The 23181-nt window shown below is 45.8% G+C and carries 19 protein-coding genes, 1 tRNA gene and 1 pseudogene; 4 read left to right on the forward strand and 17 right to left on the reverse strand.

The features are described 5' to 3' along the window. Positions 1-21 precede the first annotated feature (21 nt). Together mutL and mutS are read right to left on the reverse strand one after the other, a co-directional pair. A complete protein-coding gene (gene mutL, locus IKN49_00270) occupies positions 22-1899 on the reverse strand; it encodes a DNA mismatch repair endonuclease MutL (GenBank protein MBR3631500.1) in 1878 nt (625 codons plus the stop codon). Continuing rightward, entirely contained in the window at positions 1892-4459 is a 2568-nt protein-coding gene (mutS, locus tag IKN49_00275; protein ID MBR3631501.1) for a DNA mismatch repair protein MutS, read from the reverse strand. The genes mutL and mutS overlap by 8 nt, the downstream gene beginning before the upstream one ends. 179 nt (positions 4460-4638) lie before the next feature. Between mutS and IKN49_00280 the strand changes: the two genes are divergently transcribed. Then, positions 4639-4722, forward strand: a tRNA-Tyr gene (locus IKN49_00280). Between the two features lie 261 nt (positions 4723-4983). Here the strand turns inward: IKN49_00280 and IKN49_00285 are convergent. Then, entirely contained in the window at positions 4984-7353 is a 2370-nt protein-coding gene (locus IKN49_00285) for a DUF3536 domain-containing protein (protein ID MBR3631502.1), read from the reverse strand. A gap of 120 nt (positions 7354-7473) precedes the next feature. Here IKN49_00285 and IKN49_00290 point away from each other — a divergent pair, with 120 nt between their 5' ends. Continuing rightward, complete coding sequence (locus IKN49_00290; protein ID MBR3631503.1) at positions 7474-8799, forward strand: PhoH family protein; 1326 nt, start codon at positions 7474-7476, stop codon at positions 8797-8799. A gap of 65 nt (positions 8800-8864) precedes the next feature. On the opposite strand, the gene IKN49_00295 is transcribed toward IKN49_00290, so the two are convergent. The 4 genes from IKN49_00295 to IKN49_00310 all read right to left on the reverse strand — a co-directional run bounded on the left by IKN49_00295 (position 8865) and on the right by IKN49_00310 (position 11637). After that, complete coding sequence (locus IKN49_00295; GenBank protein ID MBR3631504.1) at positions 8865-9362, reverse strand: type II secretion system protein; 498 nt, start codon at positions 9360-9362, stop codon at positions 8865-8867. A gap of 134 nt (positions 9363-9496) precedes the next feature. Further along, complete coding sequence (locus tag IKN49_00300) at positions 9497-9943, reverse strand: NUDIX domain-containing protein (GenBank protein MBR3631505.1); 447 nt, start codon at positions 9941-9943, stop codon at positions 9497-9499. Continuing rightward, positions 9940-11355 (reverse strand): Asp-tRNA(Asn)/Glu-tRNA(Gln) amidotransferase subunit GatA, encoded by a 1416-nt coding sequence (gene gatA, locus IKN49_00305; GenBank protein MBR3631506.1) that lies wholly within the window; start codon positions 11353-11355, stop codon positions 9940-9942. Before gatA ends, IKN49_00300 begins: the two co-directional genes overlap by 4 nt. Continuing rightward, entirely contained in the window at positions 11356-11637 is a 282-nt protein-coding gene (locus IKN49_00310; GenBank protein MBR3631507.1) for an aspartyl/glutamyl-tRNA amidotransferase subunit C, read from the reverse strand. 151 nt (positions 11638-11788) lie between these two features. Here IKN49_00310 and IKN49_00315 point away from each other — a divergent pair, with 151 nt between their 5' ends. Further along, positions 11789-12139, forward strand: a complete 351-nt coding sequence (locus IKN49_00315; protein ID MBR3631508.1) for a hypothetical protein — start codon at positions 11789-11791, stop codon at positions 12137-12139. 341 nt (positions 12140-12480) lie between these two features. Here IKN49_00315 and IKN49_00320 read toward each other — a convergent pair. From IKN49_00320 to gcvT, 10 genes and pseudogenes are all read right to left on the reverse strand, one after another. Then, positions 12481-12618, reverse strand: a pseudogene (locus IKN49_00320) (prepilin-type N-terminal cleavage/methylation domain-containing protein). 131 nt (positions 12619-12749) lie between these two features. Then, positions 12750-13922 carry a class I SAM-dependent rRNA methyltransferase gene (locus IKN49_00325; GenBank protein ID MBR3631509.1) on the reverse strand — a complete coding sequence of 391 codons (1173 nt, stop codon included), beginning with the start codon at positions 13920-13922 and terminating at the stop codon, positions 12750-12752. After that, the gene (locus IKN49_00330) at positions 13915-14508 is read right to left on the reverse strand and encodes a hypothetical protein (GenBank protein MBR3631510.1); all 594 of its coding nucleotides are present in this window, start codon (positions 14506-14508) and stop codon (positions 13915-13917) included. Before IKN49_00330 ends, IKN49_00325 begins: the two co-directional genes overlap by 8 nt. After that, on the reverse strand, positions 14495-16801 hold the full coding sequence (locus IKN49_00335; GenBank protein ID MBR3631511.1) for an AsmA family protein: 2307 nt from the start codon (positions 16799-16801) through the stop codon (positions 14495-14497). Before IKN49_00335 ends, IKN49_00330 begins: the two co-directional genes overlap by 14 nt. Continuing rightward, a complete protein-coding gene (locus IKN49_00340) occupies positions 16798-17496 on the reverse strand; it encodes a M50 family metallopeptidase (protein MBR3631512.1) in 699 nt (232 codons plus the stop codon). The genes IKN49_00335 and IKN49_00340 overlap by 4 nt, the downstream gene beginning before the upstream one ends. After that, on the reverse strand, positions 17493-18191 hold the full coding sequence (locus tag IKN49_00345) for a hypothetical protein (protein MBR3631513.1): 699 nt from the start codon (positions 18189-18191) through the stop codon (positions 17493-17495). Before IKN49_00345 ends, IKN49_00340 begins: the two co-directional genes overlap by 4 nt. A gap of 1 nt (position 18192) precedes the next feature. After that, positions 18193-19644: an aminomethyl-transferring glycine dehydrogenase subunit GcvPB gene (gene gcvPB / locus IKN49_00350; GenBank protein ID MBR3631514.1), complete on the reverse strand. Its 1452-nt coding sequence runs from the start codon at positions 19642-19644 to the stop codon at positions 18193-18195. 1 nt (position 19645) lies between these two features. Further along, complete coding sequence (gcvPA, locus tag IKN49_00355; protein MBR3631515.1) at positions 19646-20968, reverse strand: aminomethyl-transferring glycine dehydrogenase subunit GcvPA; 1323 nt, start codon at positions 20966-20968, stop codon at positions 19646-19648. A 39-nt stretch (positions 20969-21007) separates the two neighbouring features. Further along, positions 21008-21388 carry a glycine cleavage system protein GcvH gene (gcvH, locus tag IKN49_00360; GenBank protein MBR3631516.1) on the reverse strand — a complete coding sequence of 127 codons (381 nt, stop codon included), beginning with the start codon at positions 21386-21388 and terminating at the stop codon, positions 21008-21010. 9 nt (positions 21389-21397) lie between these two features. Next, positions 21398-22477 carry a glycine cleavage system aminomethyltransferase GcvT gene (gene gcvT, locus IKN49_00365; protein MBR3631517.1) on the reverse strand — a complete coding sequence of 360 codons (1080 nt, stop codon included), beginning with the start codon at positions 22475-22477 and terminating at the stop codon, positions 21398-21400. A gap of 95 nt (positions 22478-22572) precedes the next feature. Here gcvT and IKN49_00370 point away from each other — a divergent pair, with 95 nt between their 5' ends. Beyond that, positions 22573-23181, forward strand: coding sequence for a M48 family metallopeptidase (locus tag IKN49_00370; GenBank protein ID MBR3631518.1), 609 nt, complete (start codon positions 22573-22575; stop codon positions 23179-23181).

The following is a 23181-nucleotide window of genomic DNA, read 5'->3' on the forward strand; positions in this document are numbered from 1 at the left end:
TGCAGCCGAAGAAGCCGTTTATTACCTGCCAAACAGCTTGGCAATATCCTTCGTACTAAGCACCGCCACACAGGGCCTGCCATGTGGGCAATGCATCCCATCTTTACACTTCTTCATATTTTCCAACAGGCCTTCCGCTTCGGCGACGGAAATTTGGTCGTGAGCTTTGATGGCTTTTTTGCATGCCAGTAAAGCCACCATTTTTTGTTTCAGTTTATCGTCAGATTTGGCGGGATCTCCCACAATTTGCGATAGAGAAACAATAAAGGCCTTCATATCATCTTCCTTAAATCGCAACATGGAAGGAATGGTATTAACTAAAATCGTACGGGCTGAGAAACGCGCTAATTCAAATCCGGCCTTTTTCAACCAATCGGCCCAACTCATCAAACTTTCGGCGTTACTTGCAGATACATCCACATGAATGGGGAAAATAAGTTCTTGCACCGTCACTTTACGTGCTTCAAACGCATCTAAATACTGTTCATACAAAACACGCTCTTGGGCCGCATGCTGATCAATCAGCACGAGTCCATCCGGATTTTCAAATATCAAATAGGTTTTTTCCAGTTGTCCCAGATAATGATACGGCCCATGCCACCACGCCGGAGCAGCCGCTTGCGCAGAAGAAACTGCATCTGCTTTCGGAGAAGTTGTTTGCGGTTTAGAAGCCACGAATTCTGCATTGGCGGCCCGATACTCCACCGGATCTTCCGTTTCCCGCAAGGCCCAACTGCGAGGAGAGGATTCTTCCGACTTGGAAACAGCCGGGATACCCACTATTTCCCCGGGTTGTTTTTCAAATAAATCAGCTGACGCCACCGGAACAGAAGGCACCAAGGGTTTTTGCGTGGCAACCGGTGTATCGGACGCGTCCGCTTGCGGTTGAAAGTTCACCGGCTGGGCCGAACTAAATACCGTCTCCGATACCGCTTGCAAAATGGTAGAGAACATGTGTCTTTCATCTGCAAAACGGATATCGCGTTTTTGCGGGTGAATGTTCACATCGAAAGAGGCAGGATCGGCCTCTATATAAATGATAAAAGCGGGATGTCTGTCTTTGGAACGGACATTTTGAAAGGCGCGGTATACCGCTTGTTGAATGGTTTTACTTTCCACCGGGCGGCGATTAACAAACATAAATTGTAAATCACGCGTGGCCACTAATTTATCCGGCGGCGTAATGAAAATTTCCAGTCCCAACTCCTTAAAAGAGCGGTGGATTAAACTTTCCCCCACCTCCGCGCCTAAAATATCGCGGGCGCGGGCCAGTACCGCTTCTTTGACTGGTCCCGTTTGCGCAGGCAGCTGATATACTTCCCGCCCGGAACTTACTACAGTGTATCCTACTTGCAAATTAGCCAGTGCACTTTCTTCTACTACCTTTAACAGGCAAGCGCGTTCGTAAGAAGCACTTTTCAGAAATTTTAACCGGGCCGGCACATTGTAAAACAAATCTCGTATTTCCACCGTTGTGCCTGCAATAGCCGGGGCAGGGCGCTGGCCCATCACTTGACCGCCGTGCACTTCTAAACAAGAGCCTTCCCCTTCCGGCACGCAACTGGTCATTTTCAAATGAGATACAGCCGCTACGGAATATAAGGCTTCCCCGCGAAATCCAAAAGTATGCAAATTGTTTAGATCTTCAAAATGATTAATTTTACTGGTTGCATGGCGTAGCACGCTGGCCGCCAAATCCGCCGGAGTCATCCCGCAACCGTTATCGTTGATACGGATTAACTCCCGGCCGCCCCCCTCTATATCTATGTGCACGACCGTAGCTCCGGCATCCACCGCATTTTCTAATAATTCCTTTAATACGCCTGCGGGCCGCTCGATGACTTCTCCTGCAGCAATTTGACCGGCAGTTTTTTCATCTAACACATGGATTTTATTCATTTTCTATTCTCTTTTTCCATTCGGCTATCAATTGCAAAGCACCCATGGGCGTTAATTTGTCCGGATTGGTCATTTGGATTTCTTGTAAAATGGGAGCGGAAAATAAATCCTGTCCGGCTGTTTTTTCTTTGGCGGAAATTTTGGTACCTTTTTGCGCTTCCAAATCTTTAAGCACTTTGCGTGCACGCAAAGTTACGGCCGCCGGCAAGCCGGCAATTTCAGCCACGTGCACTCCATACGATTGATCGGCCGGTCCGGGTAAAATGCGGTATAAAAAGGCCAGTTTGCTTTGTCCCACAGCGTCTTGATATTCCTTGGCTTCTACGTGAAAATTTTTCACGCTGGCATACTTATTTTCCAAGTCTACTAACTCAAAATAATGGGTGGCAAATAATACTTTCGCGCCTCCTTTTGGACGGTATAAATATTCCACAATAGCCCACGCAATTGAAATACCGTCAAAGGTAGAAGTACCGCGACCGACCTCATCTAACAAAATCAAACTGCGCGGGGTTTGAGACGCTAAAATATGGGCTGTTTCATTCATTTCCACCATAAAGGTAGAATTACCCCGTTGCAAGGCATCGTGTGCACCAATGCGGGTCATAATTTGGTCTACAATTCCCACAAACGCTTCTTTGGCCGGTACAAAGGAACCCATTTGAGCCATAATTACAATCAAAGCTGTTTGCTTGAGATACACACTTTTTCCGCCCATATTAGGACCGGTAATGAGCATCATTTGGGTTTGGCAACCGTCCAGTTCCAAGTCATTGGGAACAAAAGAGCCCGCCGGAATTAAAGATTCCACAATCGGATGACGGCCTGCTTTGTAAGAGAGCCCCGTTCCGTCTGTTACGGTCGGACGCACAAAATTATATTTCAAAGCCGCCAAGGCTAAGGATAAATACACATCCAATTCCGCCGCTGCCTGAGCAAATTGTTTTAGCGGAGTCAGTTGGCCGGCCAAGGTTTTACGTATTTCGTCAAACAAAGCACTTTCTAACCGCAAAATTCGGCTTTCGGCATTTAAGATTTTATTTTCTAATTCTTTTAGTTCCTGCGTAATAAAACGTTCGGCATTGGTCAGGGTTTGTTTGCGTGTATAATTGTAGGGTACTTTTTCAATTTGCGATTTAGTTACCTCTAAATAATACCCATACACAGAGTTGTATCCTGCTTTCAAATTGGTAATACCGGTTTTCTCTTTTTCGCGGGCGCACAACTCTTCCAGCGCTTTGCCGCTGTTGCTACGCAAGGCACGCAATTCATCCAACTCGGCATGATATCCCGGCCGAATAATATGTCCGTCTCCGATATGCAAGGGCGGCTCTTCATCAATGGCCTCATATAATAATTTGGACATCTCTTGAGTAGCCGGATAAAATTGCTCAAATCGCTGTTGGATATGCGGAACTACTTGCGCACCGTATTTTTCCAGCCATCGATGCAACGGTTCTACATGAAGTAAAGACTGGCGTAATCCCCCCACATCGCGCGGAGAGGCATGTCCTGCCGCGGTGCGAGTCATAATCCGTTCAACATCGGAAATGTTCTCCAAAATAGGCCCTAATGTTGCCAGCGCCTCTTGATTTTGCATAAATCCTTGCACGCAGTCTTGCCGCTGGCGGATTTCCTGCACAGATAACGAAGGATGCAAAATCCACTCTTTTAATTTACGACTGCCGAAAGCGGTTTTGGTGTGATCCAACAAAGCCCATAAACTGCCTTGGCGAGATCCCTCTTGGCTTTTGACCAGTTCCAAGGAATTAACTGCATTTTCATCTAGTTGCAAATAATCGGTTAATTGACGGTACACAGGCACTAATGTATCCTGCACGCCGGGCTCGGTGGCCGCTACATACCGCAACACCTGTAACGCACACGTCAGCGCCATGGAACGGCCCTTCCATTGGGCCTCCACCGGCCAAGTAGGCGGGATGGTTTCTCCCCCCTGCAACGGATCTAACGTGGTCAATAATAAATGGGAAGGCAGTACCACCTTGTGTTGCAATTGCCGCAAGGTATTATCGTCTGCCATAATTTCTGAAGGATTTACAGCCGCCAAAGCACCTGCCAAATTGGTCAAGTGGGGATCATCGGTTTGCTCAGTAACCCAAAATTCTCCCGTGGATACATCTACACAGGCCATGCCCCAACCATTGCCCCGAGTAGTCAAGCAGACCAAAAAGTTGGATTGATTGGCATCCAACATATTATCTTCCAAAACCGTACCCGGAGTAATTACGCGGATTACCTTACGTTCAAAGAGTTTAGTTTTTCCGTCGGCCTCTGAGCTGACTTGTTCGCAAATACCTATTTTTTTGCCGGCTTTGAGTAGTCTGCCGATATAGGTGGTGGCGGCATGAAACGGGATGCCGCACATAGGTACCCCGTGCCGCTGGGTTAAAGTGAGACTGAGCAGTCCACTCACTTCACGCGCCTGCTCGTCGAACATTTCATAAAAATCCCCTAATCGGAAAAACAAAATGACGCCGGGATATTGGTTTCTAATCGCGGCGTATTGCTTCATTAAAGGAGTATCATAGGTACTTGCCATATGGTTATTTTATCAATTTTCAATGCTTCCTTGGAGCGTTAAATTTTTCGTCGGTAAAGAGCCACCTCTCTGTTTGGTAAGAAGAAACAAAAATGACAGTCGAATGCTTTTTTTGTTATAATAAATGTGTTGAAAATGCTACGACCTGCGGGATATCCCGCTCTCATTTCACTTTATTCGGTAGGGTGGCTGAGTGGTCAAAAGCAACGGTCTGTAAAACCGTCGGGCTACGCCCTACATAGGTTCGAATCCTATCCCTACCAAAATTTGAAACCCGCCTTCTTGGCGGGTTTTAAATTTTATGTATAGAAGCGGCAGGAACTGCTTCCTGCCGCGAGGATTCGAAAGGCGCAGCGATGTTTTTGTTTGAGCCGCGGCTGTTAGCGGCGAAAGGCAAAAACCGCGAGCCCGGCCTGCAGGAAAATTCCGTCAGGAATTTTACCGGAAGGCGAATCCTATCCCTACCAAAAATATACCCCGCGCAAGCGGGGTTTATTTTTATGAGGAAGTGTTCGGGCCAAAACTTATATTTCAATTTTTAGCTTATGAGCCAGTGCTTTCAAAATACTTTTTCCGCGGGCCGCAACGCTTAGCTTTTCCAGCCCTTGAAATACTTTTAACTGCACTTGATAATAGTTTGGCGTAAAGCCAAAAATATCAATATAGTTTAAGAACTCCACCAATTTTACCGCCGCTTCTATTTGTTGCGGTTGTTGCCAGAACTCCTGCGCAAAAGCCTCTAACTTTTGCTCCACAATCGGGTTAATCTTTTTCATGTCCAGCTTTAACCCCAGCGCATGCACATCTTCCAGTAATTCTTCGATTGCATGGACATCTATTTCTTTTTGCTGGAGTTCGGTTTGCAAATCAGAAGTGAGTACAAAATCCGCCACAGCCGCAAAAGCAGCCGGCAAAGGGGCTCCTACATATTTTAACCCGCGCACAGCCGGATATTGTACTTCAAAAATACGGTCAAATCCTTCTGTGGTTTGTTTTTCCACCCGGTGCAACAAACGGCTCAGCACTTCGCGCCGGACATCGGCAAACAAAGAATTAAACGGATAAATATGCTTAAAAGCGCGGGAGATTTCTTCCTGCAATTGTGCCGCCGAGCCATGCTGCATGGTATTTTTTAAGGAAGCAAAAATTTCCTGTTCATTAACTTCGTTGGCAGGAGCCGTACCGCAAGTGATACAAAATTCCTGATGCGTATATCCCACCGCAAACACCACGTCTTTCTCTTCTAATGTAATGATATTTTTGATGTGCATGCCGCCTGTCATCACACTGGCCTGACTAGATTTATTTACCACACAGCGGTAATGGCTAATCTCACAGCCGTACATAGGCAAAGGATCTTTGTCCATTGCTCCGTAGTGCAAGGCAATTTGCAAGGCGGTTTTTTCCAAAGACATACGAGACGGACGCACGTATTTTTCATACACGGCCGCGCCGTTTTTCAAACTCTTTACATTGCTGGGGGCCGCTTTTAACATTTGTACAAAATGTTCTTCCAGTTCCTTGCCACCCACTTGGACATGTAACTCCAAAGCACGCGAAGCATATTGTAAAATCTGTACTGTTTCCAACCCGCTGATTTCATCAAAAAACCAACCACAACTGGTGTACATCAGCAAGGCCGCCCGTTGCATTTCCAGTAATTTAAGTGCGGTACTGCGGTCCCGCCAAGCTGTTTCCGTAGCATGCCGCAAGAAAAAGCGGTGCTGGGCGTCCAAACTGCGGTCTAAAATCAGTTCTATATAATCGTTTCGTGCTGCCCACGGATCTTTGAAATATTCACGGCCTTTATTTTCAAAAGTCAGGGCCATCTCATCGCGAATAAAATCTAATGCGGCACGCAATGGAGCACGCCATTTCTGATGCCAGCCGGCTCGACCTGAATTACATCCGCAGTCACTGCGCCAACGTTCCACTCCGTGAAAGCAACTCCACGATGTATTTTCAATAATTTCCGCTTCATATTCAGGCGGATATTTTTCTAAAAATTCCCCATACACCGTCAGTTGAACATCCGGCATATCTTGTATGATTTCCAAACAACTGGCCAAAGCCATATCGGCAAATTTTTGATGATGTCCGTAGGTTTCTCCGTCGGTAGCAATATGTACCAACTGCGGGCCTTTGTCATCGCTATAAGTACCGATTAAACGATTGACCAAATTTTCTCCGCTTTTAAGCGTATCGGAAAAAGCAATTCCTTGTGATACCGGCCCGTCATAAAAGAACAAAGCTATTTTTTTGCCCGACGGCAAATTGCACAAGTAAGCCCGTTTAGGATCTACCTTGGCGCCAGATACATCCGTCCATTGTTTTTGCCCTATCTTGCGCACGCGGGCACATTGACCCGGTGCCAAAATTACATATTTTAATCCGTGCGCCGCCAATACTTCCAAGGTTTCGGTATTGCAGGCTGTTTCGGCTAGCCACATAGCTTCTGCGTCTCGTCCAAAACGGGTTTTGAAATCATACAGGCCCCATTTGACCTGTGTTTCTTTATCCCGCCCGTTGGCCAGCGGCATAATGATGTGATTATATACTTGTGCAATGGCAGAACCATGTCCGCCAAAGAGTTGACGGCTTTGTTTATCCGAATCTAAAACGGCTTGGTACACTTGCGGGGCATTTTCTTGCATCCACGATAAAAGCGTCGGGCCGAAATTGAAACTGATATGCGCATAGTTATTAACCAGACGAACCAATTCTCCCTTCTCATTGAGTACGCGCGCAACCGCGTTGGGGCCATAACACTCGGCAGTAATGCGAGCGTTCCAATCATGAAAAGGGGCCGCGCTGTCTTGGCGTTCGATAGTTTCCAGCCAAGCATTTTCGCGGGGAGGTTGATAAAAATGTCCGTGAATGCAAAGATATTTCATAAGTATATTGTAGCGTATTGAAGGCCATCTGTGCACAGGTGTGTAAAAAAAACTTGATTAAAAGCCGCACAAACTCTATACTATAGGTATCCGGCCGCGCAGGCGGCTATGAGGTGAAATATGAAAAAAACATTTATTTTAGACACCAATGTTTTGTTGCATGATGTAGATTCTATCTACGCCTTCGAAGATAATGATATTGTTATTCCGATGGTCGTCATTGAAGAATTGGACCAGTTCAAAAGCGAAGGCGACACCCGCGGCAGGAACGCCCGCATTGTCTCCCGAGAGTTAGATGCCCTGCGTCAAAAAGGCCGGTTAAACGAAGGCGTGAAATTACCCAAGGGCGGCATGTTGAAAATTGAACTGGATAAAACCAACATTTTACCGCAAGCATTGTCCTTAAATAAATCCGACAATTCCATTTTGAACATTGCCTACACCATGGCCAAAAAAGAGGGCTCTTATAGAAAAGCACAGGCCCCCGTTATCGTGGTGACTAAAGATATTAATATGCGCTTAAAAGCAGAGGCTTTGGGCCTTGCGGCGCAAGATTACACGTCGGACAAAGTAAACGTAGATGAACTATACACCGGCGTAGCGGAAGTGGAAGTTCCTGCCGAAAAAATAGATGCTTTTTACCGCGACAAAAAATTATCTTTGCCCAAAGATACCTATTTTCCCAATCAGTTTTTGATTTTGAAAGCCGCCGGAGATGCCAAAAAGTCCGCTATCGGACGTGTGTCTAATCACGGCGAACTTTTGCTCAAACCGCTTTCAACTCAAGAACCGGTAGCCTGGGGCATTAAACCCTTAAACAAAGAACAGCGCTTTGCCATGGAATTATTGCTCGATGATAGTTTGGACATTGTGACCTTGGTCGGCACCGCAGGCACCGGTAAAACGTTAATTACGTTAGCCACCGGATTGCAACGCACCATGGACGAAAATGCATATCGCCGCATGGTCGTGTGCCGCTCTATCGTACCGGTGGGAAAAGATTTGGGTTTTTTACCCGGAACGAAAGAAGAGAAATTGGAAGCATGGATGGGCGCCATTTATGACAACTTGGCATTCCTAGCAGACCGCAAAAACCCGGAAGAAGGCGAGGAAAAAGCGCATTACCTGTTAGATAGCGGTAAGATTGAAATCGCTTCCGTAACGCATATGCGCGGACGCTCTCTGCCGGGACAATATATGATTGTCGATGATGCCCAAAACCTCACACCGCACGAAATGAAAACTATTTTGACTCGCGCCGGAGAAGGCACCAAAATCATCATCACGGGCGACCCGTATCAAATTGATACGCCGTACTTAGATGTGGAATCCAACGGATTGACCTATATTGTGGACCGCTTAAAAGGCCAACCCTCTTACGGGCATATCACGTTTACCAAGACAGAACGCAGCCGCCTGGCGGATATGGCCTCCAAATTGTTGTAATTTTCAATAATTGGAATCAATTCATAAATCCCCGTCGTAAAGACGGGGATTTATTTAATCATCTGTTAATTTAGCACACAGCCATTACCGCTTGGCGTATTAACTAAATGTCCTCCATAAGGAACGCAATCTTTTGCAGTAAATCCCCAAGGAGTTGTTGCATTAGCCGCAGTTGCTCTTCTTAATTGATAGGATTGATCCGTAGCAGTGTAGACACCAGTCCAAGAATATATTACTCCCATAACGTCATCCTTTTTGTACGTACGTAGACTCACCTGACAAGATCGAAAAGTTGCATTTTCCGGTGCTAAACAACTAATGTCATATTTATTCATCACATTCTGTCCAAAATTCAATACTAACCCCGAAGTGTCTGCAGGGTATTGACCTGTTTCTAAACGATATGCTTCACCCGCTTCATAGAGAGAATGAGCTATTACTTTCATCTCAGTTATTTTTGCTTTTGTGACTGCCTTCTCATATTGCGGCAAGGCAATCGCTGACAAAATACCGATAATGAGTACTACTACCAGTAATTCAATCAAAGTAAAACCTTTTTTCATAGTTAGGCTCCTTGAAAGTTAATTCTAACACTACTTAATAATGTAATCGAAAAGAAACAATATATCAAGTCCTTTCCTTTATCGACAAAAAGACAATATCGCCCGTCTATCAGACGAGGTGTTACACCTACAAATTATTTTTCTTCTGTTTCGGGTTCTTCGGCCGGCTCAATATGTAAGGAAGAAAGTAGCATTTCCACCAGCCGGATATCGCTGGGGTATTGCACCAACTCACGCGCTTTAAGTAGTGACACCCACCGAATAGACAAAATTTCCGACGCATCATGTTTACCAATGCGTCCCAGTTTTTTCATTAAATACCACTGCACCATTTTTTTGATGTAATTACCTTGGAAGGTGAAAGCATATTTTACGCGAATCATCGGCCGGACGATAACGGCTTTGTAGCCGGTTTCTTCCAGCACTTCGCGCAGGGCCGCCTGACGGGGAGTTTCCCCTGCCTCAATATGGCCTTTGGGAAAAGTCCATATTTTTTTGCCCTTCATATTTTTTACTTGCACCAGTAATACTTTTCGTCCGTCCAGTATCACACCGCCGCAAGAAAATTCAGATACTATCATGCTTTCTTCTCAAAATGATACGCCGCATTTAATATTTTTTCTTCCTGCAAAATCGGCCCGTAGAATTGCAAGCCAATCGGCAATCCCCGTTTATCCTTTCCGCACGGAACACTGATACCGGCCAGTCCACCGATATTTCCCTGACAAGTATATAAGTCTGCCAAATAAACCGCCAGCGGATTATCGGCATGTTCGCCCAGCTTAAAAGCGGTCATCGGAGAAGTAGGCGTCAAGATGACATCTACCTGCTCAAATGCTTTTACGAAATCTTGTTTAATCAGCTCTCGCACTTTGACTGCCTGCAAATAACAATCCGCGTAATTTTCCGCTTTCAATGCCGTAGCTCCAATAATAATACGTTTTTTCACCTCGACGCCAAAAGGCGCGCGGGATACTTCGTAGTAATCGTTCAGATTAGAGGTAGTCTGGTCATTATAGCCATATCGGATACCGTCAAAGCGGGCTAAGTTGGAGCTCGCTTCTGCGCTGGTAATAATATAGTAGCACGGGGCCGAATATTTGGCATGTGGCACTTCAATATCTACCAATTGAGCACCCAATTGCTTCAGTTGCTCAGCCGCTTGCAAAACCGCCGTTTTAATCTGCGGATCTAAATCGTCCAAAAATCCTTTGGGCATGCCGACTTTGAGCCCTTTAATATCCTTCGTAAAATGCTGACTAAATGCAGGCACTTCATCGGGAAGAGAGGTGGAATCATTTTCATCCCGGCCGCATAACACTTCCAGCATACGCGCCGCACCGGCCACATCAGAAGCAAGCACACCAACCTGATCTGCTCCGGAAGAAAATGCCACTACTCCATAACGAGAAATACGCCCATAACCGGGTTTAATGCCCACTACGCCGCAAAAAGCCGCCGGTTGACGCACTGATCCGCCTGTATCGGTGCCCAAAGCCGCCGGTACCATACCGGCCGCCACGGCCGCGGCACTACCCCCCGAACTACCGCCGGGTACTCGTTGAGTATCTACAGGGTTGCGGGCCGGTCCATAGACAGAGGTTTGGTTACTGCTACCCATGGCAAATTCATCCATATTGGTGCGCCCGACAATAATTGCATCGGCCGCCAACAATTTATTGACTACCGTGGAATTGTACGGCGCAACGTAACTGGCCAACATCTTGGAACAACAGGTCGCTTTGTGCCCTTTATATAAAATGTTATCTTTAATTCCTACCGGCACTCCGGCTAACAATCCTAATTTTTCTCCGCGGGCACGGCGCGCATCTATTTCATCCGCGCGTTGCAAAGCCTCTTCCGCCCATACCTCTACAAAAGCGTTCAAAGTAGGATTTAATTTTTCAATAGCGGCTAAGGCCTCTTCCACCGCGGCGCGGGCCGTTTGAGCTCCGGTTTGTACAGCGTGTGCAATTTCCAATACTGTTTTCATTTAGAGCACCTTTTTCACCTTGGCACAATGGCCTTCTTTGGCAGGGAATGCCGCCACCAACGCTTCCGCCAGCGGCTCATCGGTAATGGGCTCGTCCGGGCGCAAATACGCCGCGCGAGCTAAAGATGTTTCCGGCACCGCAGTAGTATCTACTTCAGCCAGCTCTTTCATCCAACCAAATAAATCTTGCAATTGTTTTTCATAGTCGGCTGTTTCTTGCTGGGTAAGACGGATTTTGGTCATACGGGCACATTGAGCCGCATTGTCTTTTTCTAATATCATTTTGAGACACTCCTTTGAAAATACATTTTATATAATAATGGGGCAAGATGACTATAGGAAAAGGGGGTGTCACTATGGGATGTGGATGCGGATGCGGTGACGGCGGCAAAAAGAAATAAGCCGTTAAAATAAATAACTATGGAGGCAAAAAATGAAACCCACTAAAACAGTACAGACGGATATTTCTACCCAAAATCCAACAAATCCGGGTGGCAGTAGCTGCAGAATAAATACACATTTCGTGTTGGCGGTGGTAGCGATTTGTTTGTCTTGTTTTACGGGCTTTTTTGCTATCCCGCTGGCCTTGGGTGCGCTGATTTTTTCTTTACGTGCCCAAGACCAGCTGACTCAAAATCAAGAAGAACTGGCCCGTCAAAGCGCGTGGTGGGCGGGACTATTTGGCTGGATAACGGTTTTGATTGCGATGCTTCCTATTTTGCTGATTATCTTTTTCGGCGGGGCTATTTTAGCGACGATTGGTGCGGCCCTGCACGCGATGTGAAAAGATTAACAACAACCGCACTCGTCTGCAGTCACTTCCGGAATATTGAGTAGTTTAGCATAGTCCATCGTAGGATCATTTTCGGAACAAAAATTTCCACCCTGCGAAAGAACTAAAGTACCATTAAATCCTCTCACTGGGTCTGCTGCATCATAATAACAGATACAGACATTTTCATCTTTATACCCGGCTGTCGGGCCATAATATCCGGTATACCCATCCCCAGCATCGAACATAAAGTGATCCGTTTCCACTGGTACTTCAACTGCAAGAGACCCACTCCCAACGCTAGCACAGCCTGTTCCATTTTCTAAAGAACATACATCTTTTGCTTGTTTGAGTGATTTAAGCATAATTAAGGCTTCGGAAAAGCGTGCTTTGGCAACAGCTTTTTTATATTGTGGTAAAGCAATCGCGGACAAAATACCAATGATCAACACTACTACTAACAGTTCAATTAAGGTGAATCCTTTTTTCATACAGCCTCCTTTGATAATTTTTTTAAATGATACTAAAAAAAAAAGTGTCAAGTCTTTTTTGAAAATTCCCTAAAACCCAAACAAAAAAGAGCGGAACTATTCGTTCCGCTCTCTGTCAAAATTACTTTCAACTATTTCACTTGTATTAAGGCGAAGTGTAAATAATCTGTCTCCGGCATACCGATTAATACCGGATGGTCTTTAGCTTGGCCGCGCAGTTCCACTAGTACTGCACGTTTACCGGATTTGCTGACACCTTGGCGAATAATATCCACAAACAGTTCGCGCGAAATATGGTGCGAGCACGTAGAAAAAGCCAGATAACCGTTTTTCTCAAGCCCTTCCAAGGCCATCTTGACCAATTTAACATACAAGCCTACCGCTTGCGGTAAATTTTTGCGGCTTTTGGCAAAAGCCGGCGGATCTAACAGCACCATATCGGGTTGATCGGGCAGTTCTTTCTTTTTCATGGCAGAAAGCACGCGCTCCGCATCATCCCGGTGATACACGGCAATCTCTTTTACCCCGTTGAGCTCGGCATTTTTGTTGGCCAGTTCCACGGCCGCGGCGGAAGAATCCACTCCCCACACTTGTGCGGCCCCGTTCAAAGCCGCCACAATGCCAAAAGAACCGATGTACGAATATAAATCCACCACCAGTTTATCTTTGAAATAAGGTTTTAAGAAAGCGCGGTTTTCACGTTGGTCATAATAATAACCGGTCTTTTGGCCTACGCGCAAAGGCACTTCAAATTTAGCTCCGTTTTCTTCAATCAGCACCGTATCCGGCACTTCCCCTACCACTTCGGGCGTATTGTTTAATCCCTCTAACCCGCGAAAAGCACTGTCCGCACGGAAATAAATGCCTTTGGGTTTAAAAATTTTCTTTAACGCGGCGATGATGGCTTCTTTTTGTTTTTCCATGCCGGCTGTTAAAATTTCCACCACCAAAATATCACCGAAACGATCTACAATCAGCCCGGGCAGTTGGTCACTTTCCCCGTAACACATACGGCCGTATTTTCGGACGCCGATTTCTTTACGCAAGTCATAAGCGGCGTCTAAATTTTGAAAGATAAAATCTTCCGGCAATTCTTCCGCCCCTTTTTGCACCAAACGCACCGCAATTAAACTATGCGGATTAAAAAATCCGGTCCCCACGCAATTGCCATCGCTGTCGAGTACACGAACTAGCGTACCCGGCTCAATGGAAGTATCCAGATGGGCAATTTCATTGGAAAAAATCCAATAGTGCCCGGCTGCTATGCGGCGCTGTTCTTTGGGTTTGAGTTGTATTTCAAGCATTCTCTACGTCCTTATTAAAATCGTCAATGTTCTGTACCGGCATTCCGGATGCACATAACGGGCAATCCTTAGCGCTAAATGTCTGAATTGGATACGAGAGCAGGGCCCGTAGCGGCAAAGTCAACGGTAAAATACCCATGGAGCGGTCCACCATTACCGTAATGCCTAGCACTTTTGCGCCGGCGGATTTCACTAAGGCTTCCGCCTGCAATACTTTGCGCCCGCCCACGGTGACGTCATCTACTAATAGCACCGTTTCACCCGGTTTAATGACAAAATTATGTTTTAGAATTAATTTTCCTTTATCATCTTTAGAAGCAAAAATGGCCCGTGCTCCGCGCACGCGCGCCACTTCTTGCGCCAACACGGAGTTGGAAGGAGTTAAAGCCATAACCACGTCGGATTTGGCTGGAAATTTGTCGCTCATGGCTTGGGCAATTTTTTGTGCCAAATGCGGATGCTGAAGCAAAAGTGATGTTTGAATATATGTCTGACTGTGAAAGCCGGAAGGCATCACAAAATGTCCTTCTACCACGGCTCCGTGTTCTTGCAAAAGTGACAACAAATCTAGATTATTTCTTGGCATTAAACTCTCCTTTCACAAATTCTTTACTCTTCGTAAAATTCGTACGCAAACCACGCGCACGGGCAGCTGTGATTTGTTCATTGGTTTTTTTGGCACGCAGCATTTCCAGTTTAGGTTTTAACATGGAAGAAGACACCTTAAAGGAAAGTGCCGGATTGCCGTTTTCATCGGTCAAATTTTCCGCCAGCACACCGCGCCGAGACGAAGGAGTAATCATCGTCCAAATCACCAGCTCAAATGTTTCACGCACCCAGTCCGTCCATCCGGACACTGCCGCCGAAATAATCGGCCCCTGCGTAAAAGCGTTGTTAATAATCATTGTACCCTTTTTGAAGTCCGTTGAAACAGCCATTTCTTCAAATGCCACATCTTTGAGCACTTCCCCCACCTTAAAACTTCCGCTGCTTTCCATCCGGTGCAACATAATAAATGGGGTATAAGTAACGCTTAAAGCCTCTTGTTCTTCCGCTACTTTTTCCATTTGATGAATGATACCGTCTTCCAGTTTCATATCCACAGTACCATCTAAATCTGCCGCACCCGGCAACAGCCCTGTAAACGCAAACTCTGCATTAAATCGCTTACCGGACAAGACACTGCTGCCAAAAGTATCAGCATATAACGTACCCGAAAAACGAGGCATAAAGGTCGGCAAACGATCGCGGAAATTACGCATCCAAGCCAACTCTCCCGTCTGCAACGGAGTGGGGGCGGACGGTTTTTCCGGAATCGCTAAAATAACATCCACGAAATCCGCTACTACCCCAATAAAAGCCATCGGATCAAAATGCTTTAAGTAAATAGATGTATCAATAGTACGGTTGTCTTTTTTGATTTTATTAATAGACAGTCTTAATTTGAGCGGCACTTTGTTAAGTAACGCCGAAGAAATGTACGCATACACATCATCATTACGGTACGATCCTGTCATTTTTAATTCGTCAAAAACAGTATCGGCTACATGTACTTGACCCGAAGTAGTCTTGGCATACAAATCCGTAAAATTCTTCTTGGCGATAAACTGCCCGTTTACATCTTTTGCCTTAAATCCCCAAAAATCACCCGTTACATTTTTGGCGGTTAATTCCAATTGAGGCAAAACATTGCGGCCCTTATTAGACTGATAATTACCGGATGCGGCAGTTTGACCGGCTAACTTGAATCGATTGAGTGCCGGCCAGTGCTTGCTAAGCGTATTTAAGTCCGTTGAATCTGTCTTAAACGTGATATCTGCCGTTACCGGTGCACTGGCAAAATCGATTTCTCCGCTAGCCGTAACCGAGGTTAAATTACTGTGAAGGGTGGTTTCTTCCAGTGTTAAATGGGTATAGGTATCGTTCAGATTTCCTTTCACCGATAAAGTCGTAGCAGGAACGCTAAAAACGGGTAAATCTTTTTTGAAAACGGATAAATCTTGTTGGTCAAAAGCAGGCGCTTTGGCCTGTAAGGAAAAAGTAGGTTGGCGTAAATTTTCCAAATCTATCGTCATATTTACCGGCTTACGGAAAACCGCCACATGCGTTTTGAAATTACGCAGTCCAAACTTGGTCCATCTAAAATCTGCAAAATTAATTTGTCCCACTCCGCGTATCTCTAAATCAGAAATATTATCTCCCCATTGATTGCGCAGTACGGTTTCCAAGCGAAAATCAGACCAATCATTAAATCTCAATTTCCGAAAATGCATATTGAGCCCGTAAATGGCATGGCTGACTCCGCTTTTTAAATCTTTATAACTCATTACCCCGTTGCGAATGCGCCAGTCTTCAATTTTAATTTGCCATTTCTGACCGGTTTGTTCATTGACATACGTGGGTTGCGCTTCAGACATTTTTACGGGAGGTACATTATAAATACCGTCTTCCGCACGCAAAACATTAATACGCGGTTTTTGCAGGGTGACTTCATCAATAATCAGTTCATGATCTAACAAGGGTAATAACTGATAACGAATCAATACAGATTCGGCCGACACCACCTCTTCGCCCGGTTGCACTTCACTGTCCAACACGGCAAAACCCTTCAGCTCCACGGTATTTAAGAATTTCAGATCCAAAGAAGAAATGATGACAGGCCGGTTAAATACTTTTTGCAATTGATAGGTCATGGCCTGACTGATTTGCTGGGCGTTAAACATATGGCTTATCGCCACCCACGACACCCCACCGATCAAAAATACAAGCATGACTACAAACAACAACGTGCGCAGCAGTATTGTAAACAACCGGCCCACCCAATGCCACGCGCTAGATTTCTTTGTTTTCTTAGTTGTAGTCTGTTCTTTTTTGCTCATACTGCACTGGAAGGATTAGAGGAAAACCATCCCGCCACAAAATGAAAAATCAGTTTCCACACGTGCCAGCTTTCTCTTCCGATAGTAGCCGCCATCTCTAATAAATGCACCCGTTGCGGAAACAGTAATTTTAATACTAATACCAGCACCAAGGCATTACATAAAATAATCATAACCGCCGAGAACACACGTCCGCCGGCTAGTTTCAAATCAGGTTGGTCCACTTCCCACAAAGTTTGAAAGGTTTGTACAAAATGAAATGCCATGAAAAATCCTACCACAAACACGAAGGCCGAACGATAGGGAGCCGCATCTACGAACAAATCAACTGCCAAATATAAAAACCCCGTTAAAATAGCATAGAACGGCACAAAATAAGGAGCCAATACTACCATCGTATTGTAACGGTCCATTGTGACATGTCCGTTATCTTTGTTGACCGTAATAGAATGCACGCGGTACCCACACAACAAAGCCGCCACAGCGTGCGTTGTTTCGTGCGCCCATACATACATCCGTTCAAATTTATATCCGCCAAAATGGATCACACAATAAAGTGCCGCCCCGGCTAATAGTCCTACGGCCACCTGAAAGTCTTTTAAGACGTAGAAAAAAGCCCCCACCGTTTCTACGCCCACCCAAAACACCGTAGGCATTAATAAAATTGCAATGAGTAATTTAATCCATTTGTTCATAAAAATTTCTTGGTCCACGCATCCGTTTGATAAACTGTTCGTGCTAAATTTTTAGCAATGTCTAATGTTTCCCGAGATATCATTTTTGTTTGGAACGTACAGGCCCATATTTTTTCCAAACCTGCCACAATAGCCCGGCGAAATTGTACCTCTGTGCGCGCGCCGGTAAGTTGCAAAGAACCTTGGTATAATACCACTTTCCCAAAACGCCGTAACGCTCCCCCTAAAATTTTATGTCCGCCCTCTAACAAATCATCCTCTACCGGACGGGCAAAACAGCCGTTGGCAATCCCGTTTTGTTGTGGAGCATAAGCCGTAGCACTCACCGCACTTTGGCGAATCGGCTGGGCAATTTTTGCTTGCACAAAAGCCTGTTCGATAGCGCCATGCAACTGGGCATACATCGTTTGCGGGCGTAGTGTTTCACTTGGAAAAATCAAACTAAAGGTTAAATCCTCTCCATGAAATACAAGTCCGCCCCCCGTAGGTCGCCGGCACAAGGCGCCTGCCTGCAAAGGCACTTGTTTACGCACCAAATCATAGAACTGCGCATAGCCAAACGTCACTGCCGGGCCGTCCGTCCAATGGTAAAACCGCAGTACCGGTTCTGCCAAAGGCTCCCGCGCCAAGGTTTCGTCCAAAGCCATGTGCTCATAGACAGTTAGCGCAGGAGTTAATAATTGAACAGCCGCCATATTACCAATGTAAATTCGGCTCGCGGGCGGCGCCTACTTCGTCGATACGCGCCACAGGCTGCGTATGCGGAGCCTGCTTCACCGCTTCCGGTGCATTCTGAGCTTCTTCAAAGATCTTTTTCAAGGCTTCGGCAAAAGCCTCCAACATATCCCGGCTCTCTGTTTCGGTCGGCTCAATCATCAAGGCTTCCGGAACAATGAGCGGGAAATAAATCGTCGGAGCATAAAAGCCGTAATCCAACAACCGCTTGGCTACATCACTGGTATGTACCCCATTCATTTTTTCCTTTTGAATCGTCAGCACACACTCGTGCATACACGCACTGTCAAAGAAGGCCGGGAAAGCCTCTTTGAGCAGTACCCGCATGTAATTGGCACTTAATACCGCATCTTCTGAAATCGTTTTTAATGTTTTTCCGTCAAACTGACGCAAATAACAATAGGCACGGATACATACCGCGATATTTCCATAAAAAGATTTCATTTTCCCCAAACTTTTCGGCATTTTCCCACTTAGCGTGTAGCTGCCTTTGGCGGTTTTGGTTACCATCGGTTTAGGTAAATACGGAGCTAATTTTTCCGTAGCCCCCACAGGGCCAGCCCCCGGGCCGCCGCCGCCATGAGGAGCCGCAAAAGTCTTATGCAAATTCAAGTGCATGATATCAATGCCAAAGTCTGCCGGTTTAGCAGAACCGATCAGTGCATTAAAATTGGCTCCGTCCATGTATAACAAGGCACCGGCGTCATGTACTAACTGGGCAATTTGACGTATTTCTTTTTCAAAAAGACCTACTGTATTGGGCACCGTTAACATAACCACAGCGGTCCGCTCTGACAAAGCATTTTTTAAGGCCTGTAAATCCACACGTCCATCCGCGCCGGATTTTATATTTATCACCTGATAGCCCGCCATATGAGAAGTGGCCGGATTGGTACCATGCGCCGTGTCGGGCACAATTACTTCCGTACGCTTTTTGTCTTTTAAGGCATCAAAATAAGCACGCGCCGTCAAAATACCGGTTAGTTCTCCATGAGCTCCGGCTGCCGGCTGCAACGTAAAGGCCGCTAGTCCGGTAATTTCTTTGAGCATTTCTTGCAGATTATACAGCATCTCCAAAGTCCCTTGCACCGCTTGCTCCGGAGCAAAAGGATGTGCTTGCGCAAATTTATCTAAATTGCTAAGCACATCATAGGCTTTTGGATTGTATTTCATCGTGCAAGAACCCAATGGATAGAAATGGCTGTCCAAACAATAATTCTGACGGGACAAATTGGTAAAATGCCGCACGGTATCCTGTTCTGTAAGTTCAGGCAAGCGGTCTTTGGTTTTGCGCAAATACTTGGCCGGCACATATTTTTCCGGTCCAAATTGCGGTTTTTCAAAACGCACACCGCGCCGGCCCGCGTGGGATTTTTCAATACTGAGTTTACTGGTTTTCAAAATCTCTTGCATATTAAAACCCCCTCATAGCCGTTACATAAGCATTCAAATCGGCGTCGGTTTTTGTTTCCGTTACGCATACCTGCAAACAATTTTTTAATTCCTTGCTCACTTGGCCCAAATCATAGCCGGCGGCAATTCCTTTTTTCGCCAATTTTTTAATGACTTGTTTCGCCGGAACATTGAGCCGCAACACAAACTCATTAAAGAACGGAGTATGGAATTGAAGCGTGTGCCCGTCCGCTTGCAAGAGCTCGGCCAGTCGGTGCGCTTTTTCCAAATTAAGTTCAGCTACTTCTCTAAGTCCCTCAGGCCCCAACAAGGTCATATAAATAACCGCATTTAAGGCACACAAAGCCTGGTTGGAACAAATGTTAGAAGCAGCCCGCTCCCGGCGAATATGCTGTTCGCGTGCTTGCAAGGTCAGCACAAAACTGCGCTTGCCGTTTTTATCTTTTGCCATTCCCACAATACGACCGGGCACTTGGCGAACAAATTCTTTTTTGCAGGTAAAAATCCCCAATCCCGGGCCACCAAAATGCATCGCATTTCCAAGCGGTTGCCCTTCGGCCACGGCAAAATCAGCTCCGTACTGGCCCGGTGTATGCACCAAAGAAAGTGCCAGTGGTTTAGCCACCGTTACAAATAAGGCCCCAGCTTTATGCACCAGTTCTCCGATATCTTCCAGCGGTTCTAATTGCCCGAAAAAGTTCGGCCCGGCTACTAAGAACGCAGATACTTCCGGCGTCAGTTGTTTTTCCAAAGCCGCCAAATCTACCGTACCGTTTTGCAAAGGTACTTCTTCCAATTTCACGTTAGCGGTGTGTTTCAGATAAGTCTTTAACACTTCTTTGTAATGCGGATGCAAACCGGCAGAATATAAAATTTTAGTACGGTTATTGACTCGCAAACAAGCGGCCGCCGCTTCCGCCAAGGCCGTAGCTCCGTCATAATGAGAAGCACTGCATACATCCATATCAAATAACGCACAAATACAGCTTTGAAATTCATAAATCGTTTGCAAAGTACCTTGGCTGGCTTCCGCTTGATAAGGAGTATAAGCGGTTAAAAATTCCCCGCGGCTACTTAGTGCATTTACAGCCGCCGGAATAAAATGTTCTTCACAACCGGCTCCAATAAAATTGGACAACGATTGATTTTTATCGGCCAGTTCTTTGATGTGACGAGTCAGTGCTCCTTCCGGCAAGGCTTCCGGCAAAGAAATAACCGGATGTAATAAATCCGCCGGCACTTGTGCAAACAACTCTTGCACCGTGGACGCACCGATTTTTTGAAGCATTATTTTTTTATCTTCTTGAGTATGGGGAGTAAACATAAAATCCTCTAAAAAACCCCGCCCACAGGCGGGGATTTATTATTTATCTAAGGTGTCTTGGTAGGCCTTCAAATCCATTAATCCTTCATATTCTTCCGGTTTGCTGGCTTTGATTTTAAATAGCCATCCATCCCCGTGCGCAGCGCGGTTGACCAAGGCCGGATCTGCATTGACTGCCTCGTTCACTTCTACAATTTCGCCGCTGAGCGGAGCATAAATTTCGCTGGCAGATTTAACAGATTCAATTACACAGCAATTTTGTCCGGCGGTTACTTGCGTGCCAATTTTCGGCAAATCTACAAACACAATATCTCCGATTTCCTGCTGAGCATATTCGCTAATTCCCACAGTGGCCACTCCATTTTCCAAATAAGCCCATTCATGCGTTTTTACATATTTACTATTTTCTGCCGTATGCATAATTTCTCCTTATACCCGATTTTGATAAAACGGTGTTTTGACTTTCTTAGCCGGCAATTTGCGGCCGTGTATTTCTATTTCTACTGCGTCTCCTTCTTGTAAATCCGTATCGGCATATCCTACAGCAATCCCCTTAAACAACGGAGAGAATGTACCGCTGGTGACATACCCTTTTTCTTTGCCGTCTTTAAAAATCTTGCATCCTTCGCGCGGCACACCGGGAACAGTCAACATGAACCCGGTCAATTTTCTTTTTAGACCGGCTACTTTTTGAGCAGAAAGGGCTTGTTGTCCGATAAATTTTTCTTTATCTAATTTAACCACCCACCCGCAACCTGCTTCATACGGGGTTTGTGTTCCGGTGGCATCTACGCCGTTAAGCAAATAGCCCGCTTCCAAACGTAGCACATCGCGCGCGCCCAGGCCGCAGGGTTTTACACCGGCAGTTTTGAGGTTATCCCACAACGGCACAATCTGCGCCGGCGGCAACATAATTTCTACGCCGTCTTCGCCGGTATAACCGGTGCGGGTCACATATCCTTTGGCACCGAATAATTCGATTTCTTTAATCGTAAAACGTTCCATGTCCTGCACACCCGGTAGTAATGCAGCGGCATATTCCAAGGCCTTCGGCCCTTGTAAGGCAATCATGCCCCAGTTCTCACTATCATTGGTGATTTTGACGTCAAATCCGGCGGCATTTTTACTAAACCACGCCGCATCAATATCAATACAGGCCGCATTGACCACTACCAAATACTTCTCCGGAGAAAGCGCAAATGAAATAGCATCATCAATAATATGACCTTTTTCATCGACGAGATGTGAATAGGTCCCCTTGAACTGAGTACGTTTGATGATATTGGTATTCACATATTGCAAAAATTTCCACGCATCTTTCCCTTCTACCCATACTTGTCCCATATGAGAAACGTCGAACATACCCGCCGCTTCGCGCACGGCCTTATGCTCGGCTAAAATACTGTCAAACTGTACGGGCAACAACCACCCGTGAAAATCTACCATTTTTCCGCCGGCGGCCTCACAGGCAGCGCATAGCGGCGTTTTCTTCAAATTTTCTGTACTCACGGACTCCTCCACTATATATATGTATTGTATAAAATATAGGCCAAAAAAACAGAAGAAATACCAACGGTATTTTCCGCAATTGCTATAATAAGAATATGAGCGATACCCAAAGTGTGATTAGTGATGTAAAACTATTTATCGAACGGCTTAAAAAAGAAATGCCGGAAGTGTTCGGTTCTGCCGAGGAAAACTCCGCCGCCGAGCCGGACAAAATATTGTACGAAGGCAAATTGTATCCGGTGCGCATTCACGTAACACCGGACCAAGAGGAAGGGGTGGATTTTAACGGAGAACTTTTTAATATCTATCTGCAAACCCCGCAAACCAATCCCAACACACTGGCCGAAACGTGGCTGCGCGAAAAAGCAACAGAGGTGTTAAAAGCCAAAACAGCTCAGTGGGCCGCTAAAATAGGGGTAGAATATAATAACGTAGTCATCAAAGATCAACAAACCTTGTGGGCCAGTTGCTCTGCTAAAAAGAATATCAATTACACCTACCGCATCATCAAAATGCCGCCTGCCATACGGGATTATTTAGTCGTGCATGAATTGTGCCACTTAGTGCACATGAACCACGGCACCGAGTATTGGCAATTGGTAGGACAGTTCTGCCCAGATTACAAAACCTGCCGCCGATGGCTCAATGAAAACCGCGGCGCAGTTTGTGCAAATCTGGAACTAAAATATACGCCGGAAAAATAA

The sequence above is a fragment of the Elusimicrobiaceae bacterium genome (assembly GCA_017528825.1).
Classification (GTDB): domain Bacteria; phylum Elusimicrobiota; class Elusimicrobia; order Elusimicrobiales; family Elusimicrobiaceae; genus Avelusimicrobium.

What these genes read in the sequence shown, in the direction of transcription:
- IKN49_00335 (MBR3631511.1), bottom strand. Translation starts at nt 16,801, where the DNA reads ATGAGCAAAAAAGAACAGACTACAACTAAGAAAACAAAGAAATCTAGC.
- IKN49_00310 (MBR3631507.1), bottom strand. Translation starts at nt 11,637, where the DNA reads ATGATATTAGAAAAAGACAATGCGGCTCAATGTGCCCGTATGACCAAA.
- gcvPB (MBR3631514.1), bottom strand. Translation starts at nt 19,644, where the DNA reads ATGCAAGAGATTTTGAAAACCAGTAAACTCAGTATTGAAAAATCCCAC.
- IKN49_00330 (MBR3631510.1), bottom strand. Translation starts at nt 14,508, where the DNA reads ATGCCAAGAAATAATCTAGATTTGTTGTCACTTTTGCAAGAACACGGA.
- IKN49_00340 (MBR3631512.1), bottom strand. Translation starts at nt 17,496, where the DNA reads ATGAACAAATGGATTAAATTACTCATTGCAATTTTATTAATGCCTACG.
- IKN49_00325 (MBR3631509.1), bottom strand. Translation starts at nt 13,922, where the DNA reads ATGCTTGAAATACAACTCAAACCCAAAGAACAGCGCCGCATAGCAGCC.
- mutS (MBR3631501.1), bottom strand. Translation starts at nt 4,459, where the DNA reads ATGGCAAGTACCTATGATACTCCTTTAATGAAGCAATACGCCGCGATT.
- gcvPA (MBR3631515.1), bottom strand. Translation starts at nt 20,968, where the DNA reads ATGTTTACTCCCCATACTCAAGAAGATAAAAAAATAATGCTTCAAAAA.
- IKN49_00295 (MBR3631504.1), bottom strand. Translation starts at nt 9,362, where the DNA reads ATGAAAAAAGGTTTTACTTTGATTGAATTACTGGTAGTAGTACTCATT.
- gcvH (MBR3631516.1), bottom strand. Translation starts at nt 21,388, where the DNA reads ATGCATACGGCAGAAAATAGTAAATATGTAAAAACGCATGAATGGGCT.
- gatA (MBR3631506.1), bottom strand. Translation starts at nt 11,355, where the DNA reads ATGAAAACAGTATTGGAAATTGCACACGCTGTACAAACCGGAGCTCAA.
- IKN49_00370 (MBR3631518.1), top strand. Translation starts at nt 22,573, where the DNA reads ATGAGCGATACCCAAAGTGTGATTAGTGATGTAAAACTATTTATCGAA.
- mutL (MBR3631500.1), bottom strand. Translation starts at nt 1,899, where the DNA reads ATGAATAAAATCCATGTGTTAGATGAAAAAACTGCCGGTCAAATTGCT.
- IKN49_00300 (MBR3631505.1), bottom strand. Translation starts at nt 9,943, where the DNA reads ATGATAGTATCTGAATTTTCTTGCGGCGGTGTGATACTGGACGGACGA.
- IKN49_00345 (MBR3631513.1), bottom strand. Translation starts at nt 18,191, where the DNA reads ATGGCGGCTGTTCAATTATTAACTCCTGCGCTAACTGTCTATGAGCAC.
- IKN49_00315 (MBR3631508.1), top strand. Translation starts at nt 11,789, where the DNA reads ATGAAACCCACTAAAACAGTACAGACGGATATTTCTACCCAAAATCCA.
- IKN49_00290 (MBR3631503.1), top strand. Translation starts at nt 7,474, where the DNA reads ATGAAAAAAACATTTATTTTAGACACCAATGTTTTGTTGCATGATGTA.
- IKN49_00285 (MBR3631502.1), bottom strand. Translation starts at nt 7,353, where the DNA reads ATGAAATATCTTTGCATTCACGGACATTTTTATCAACCTCCCCGCGAA.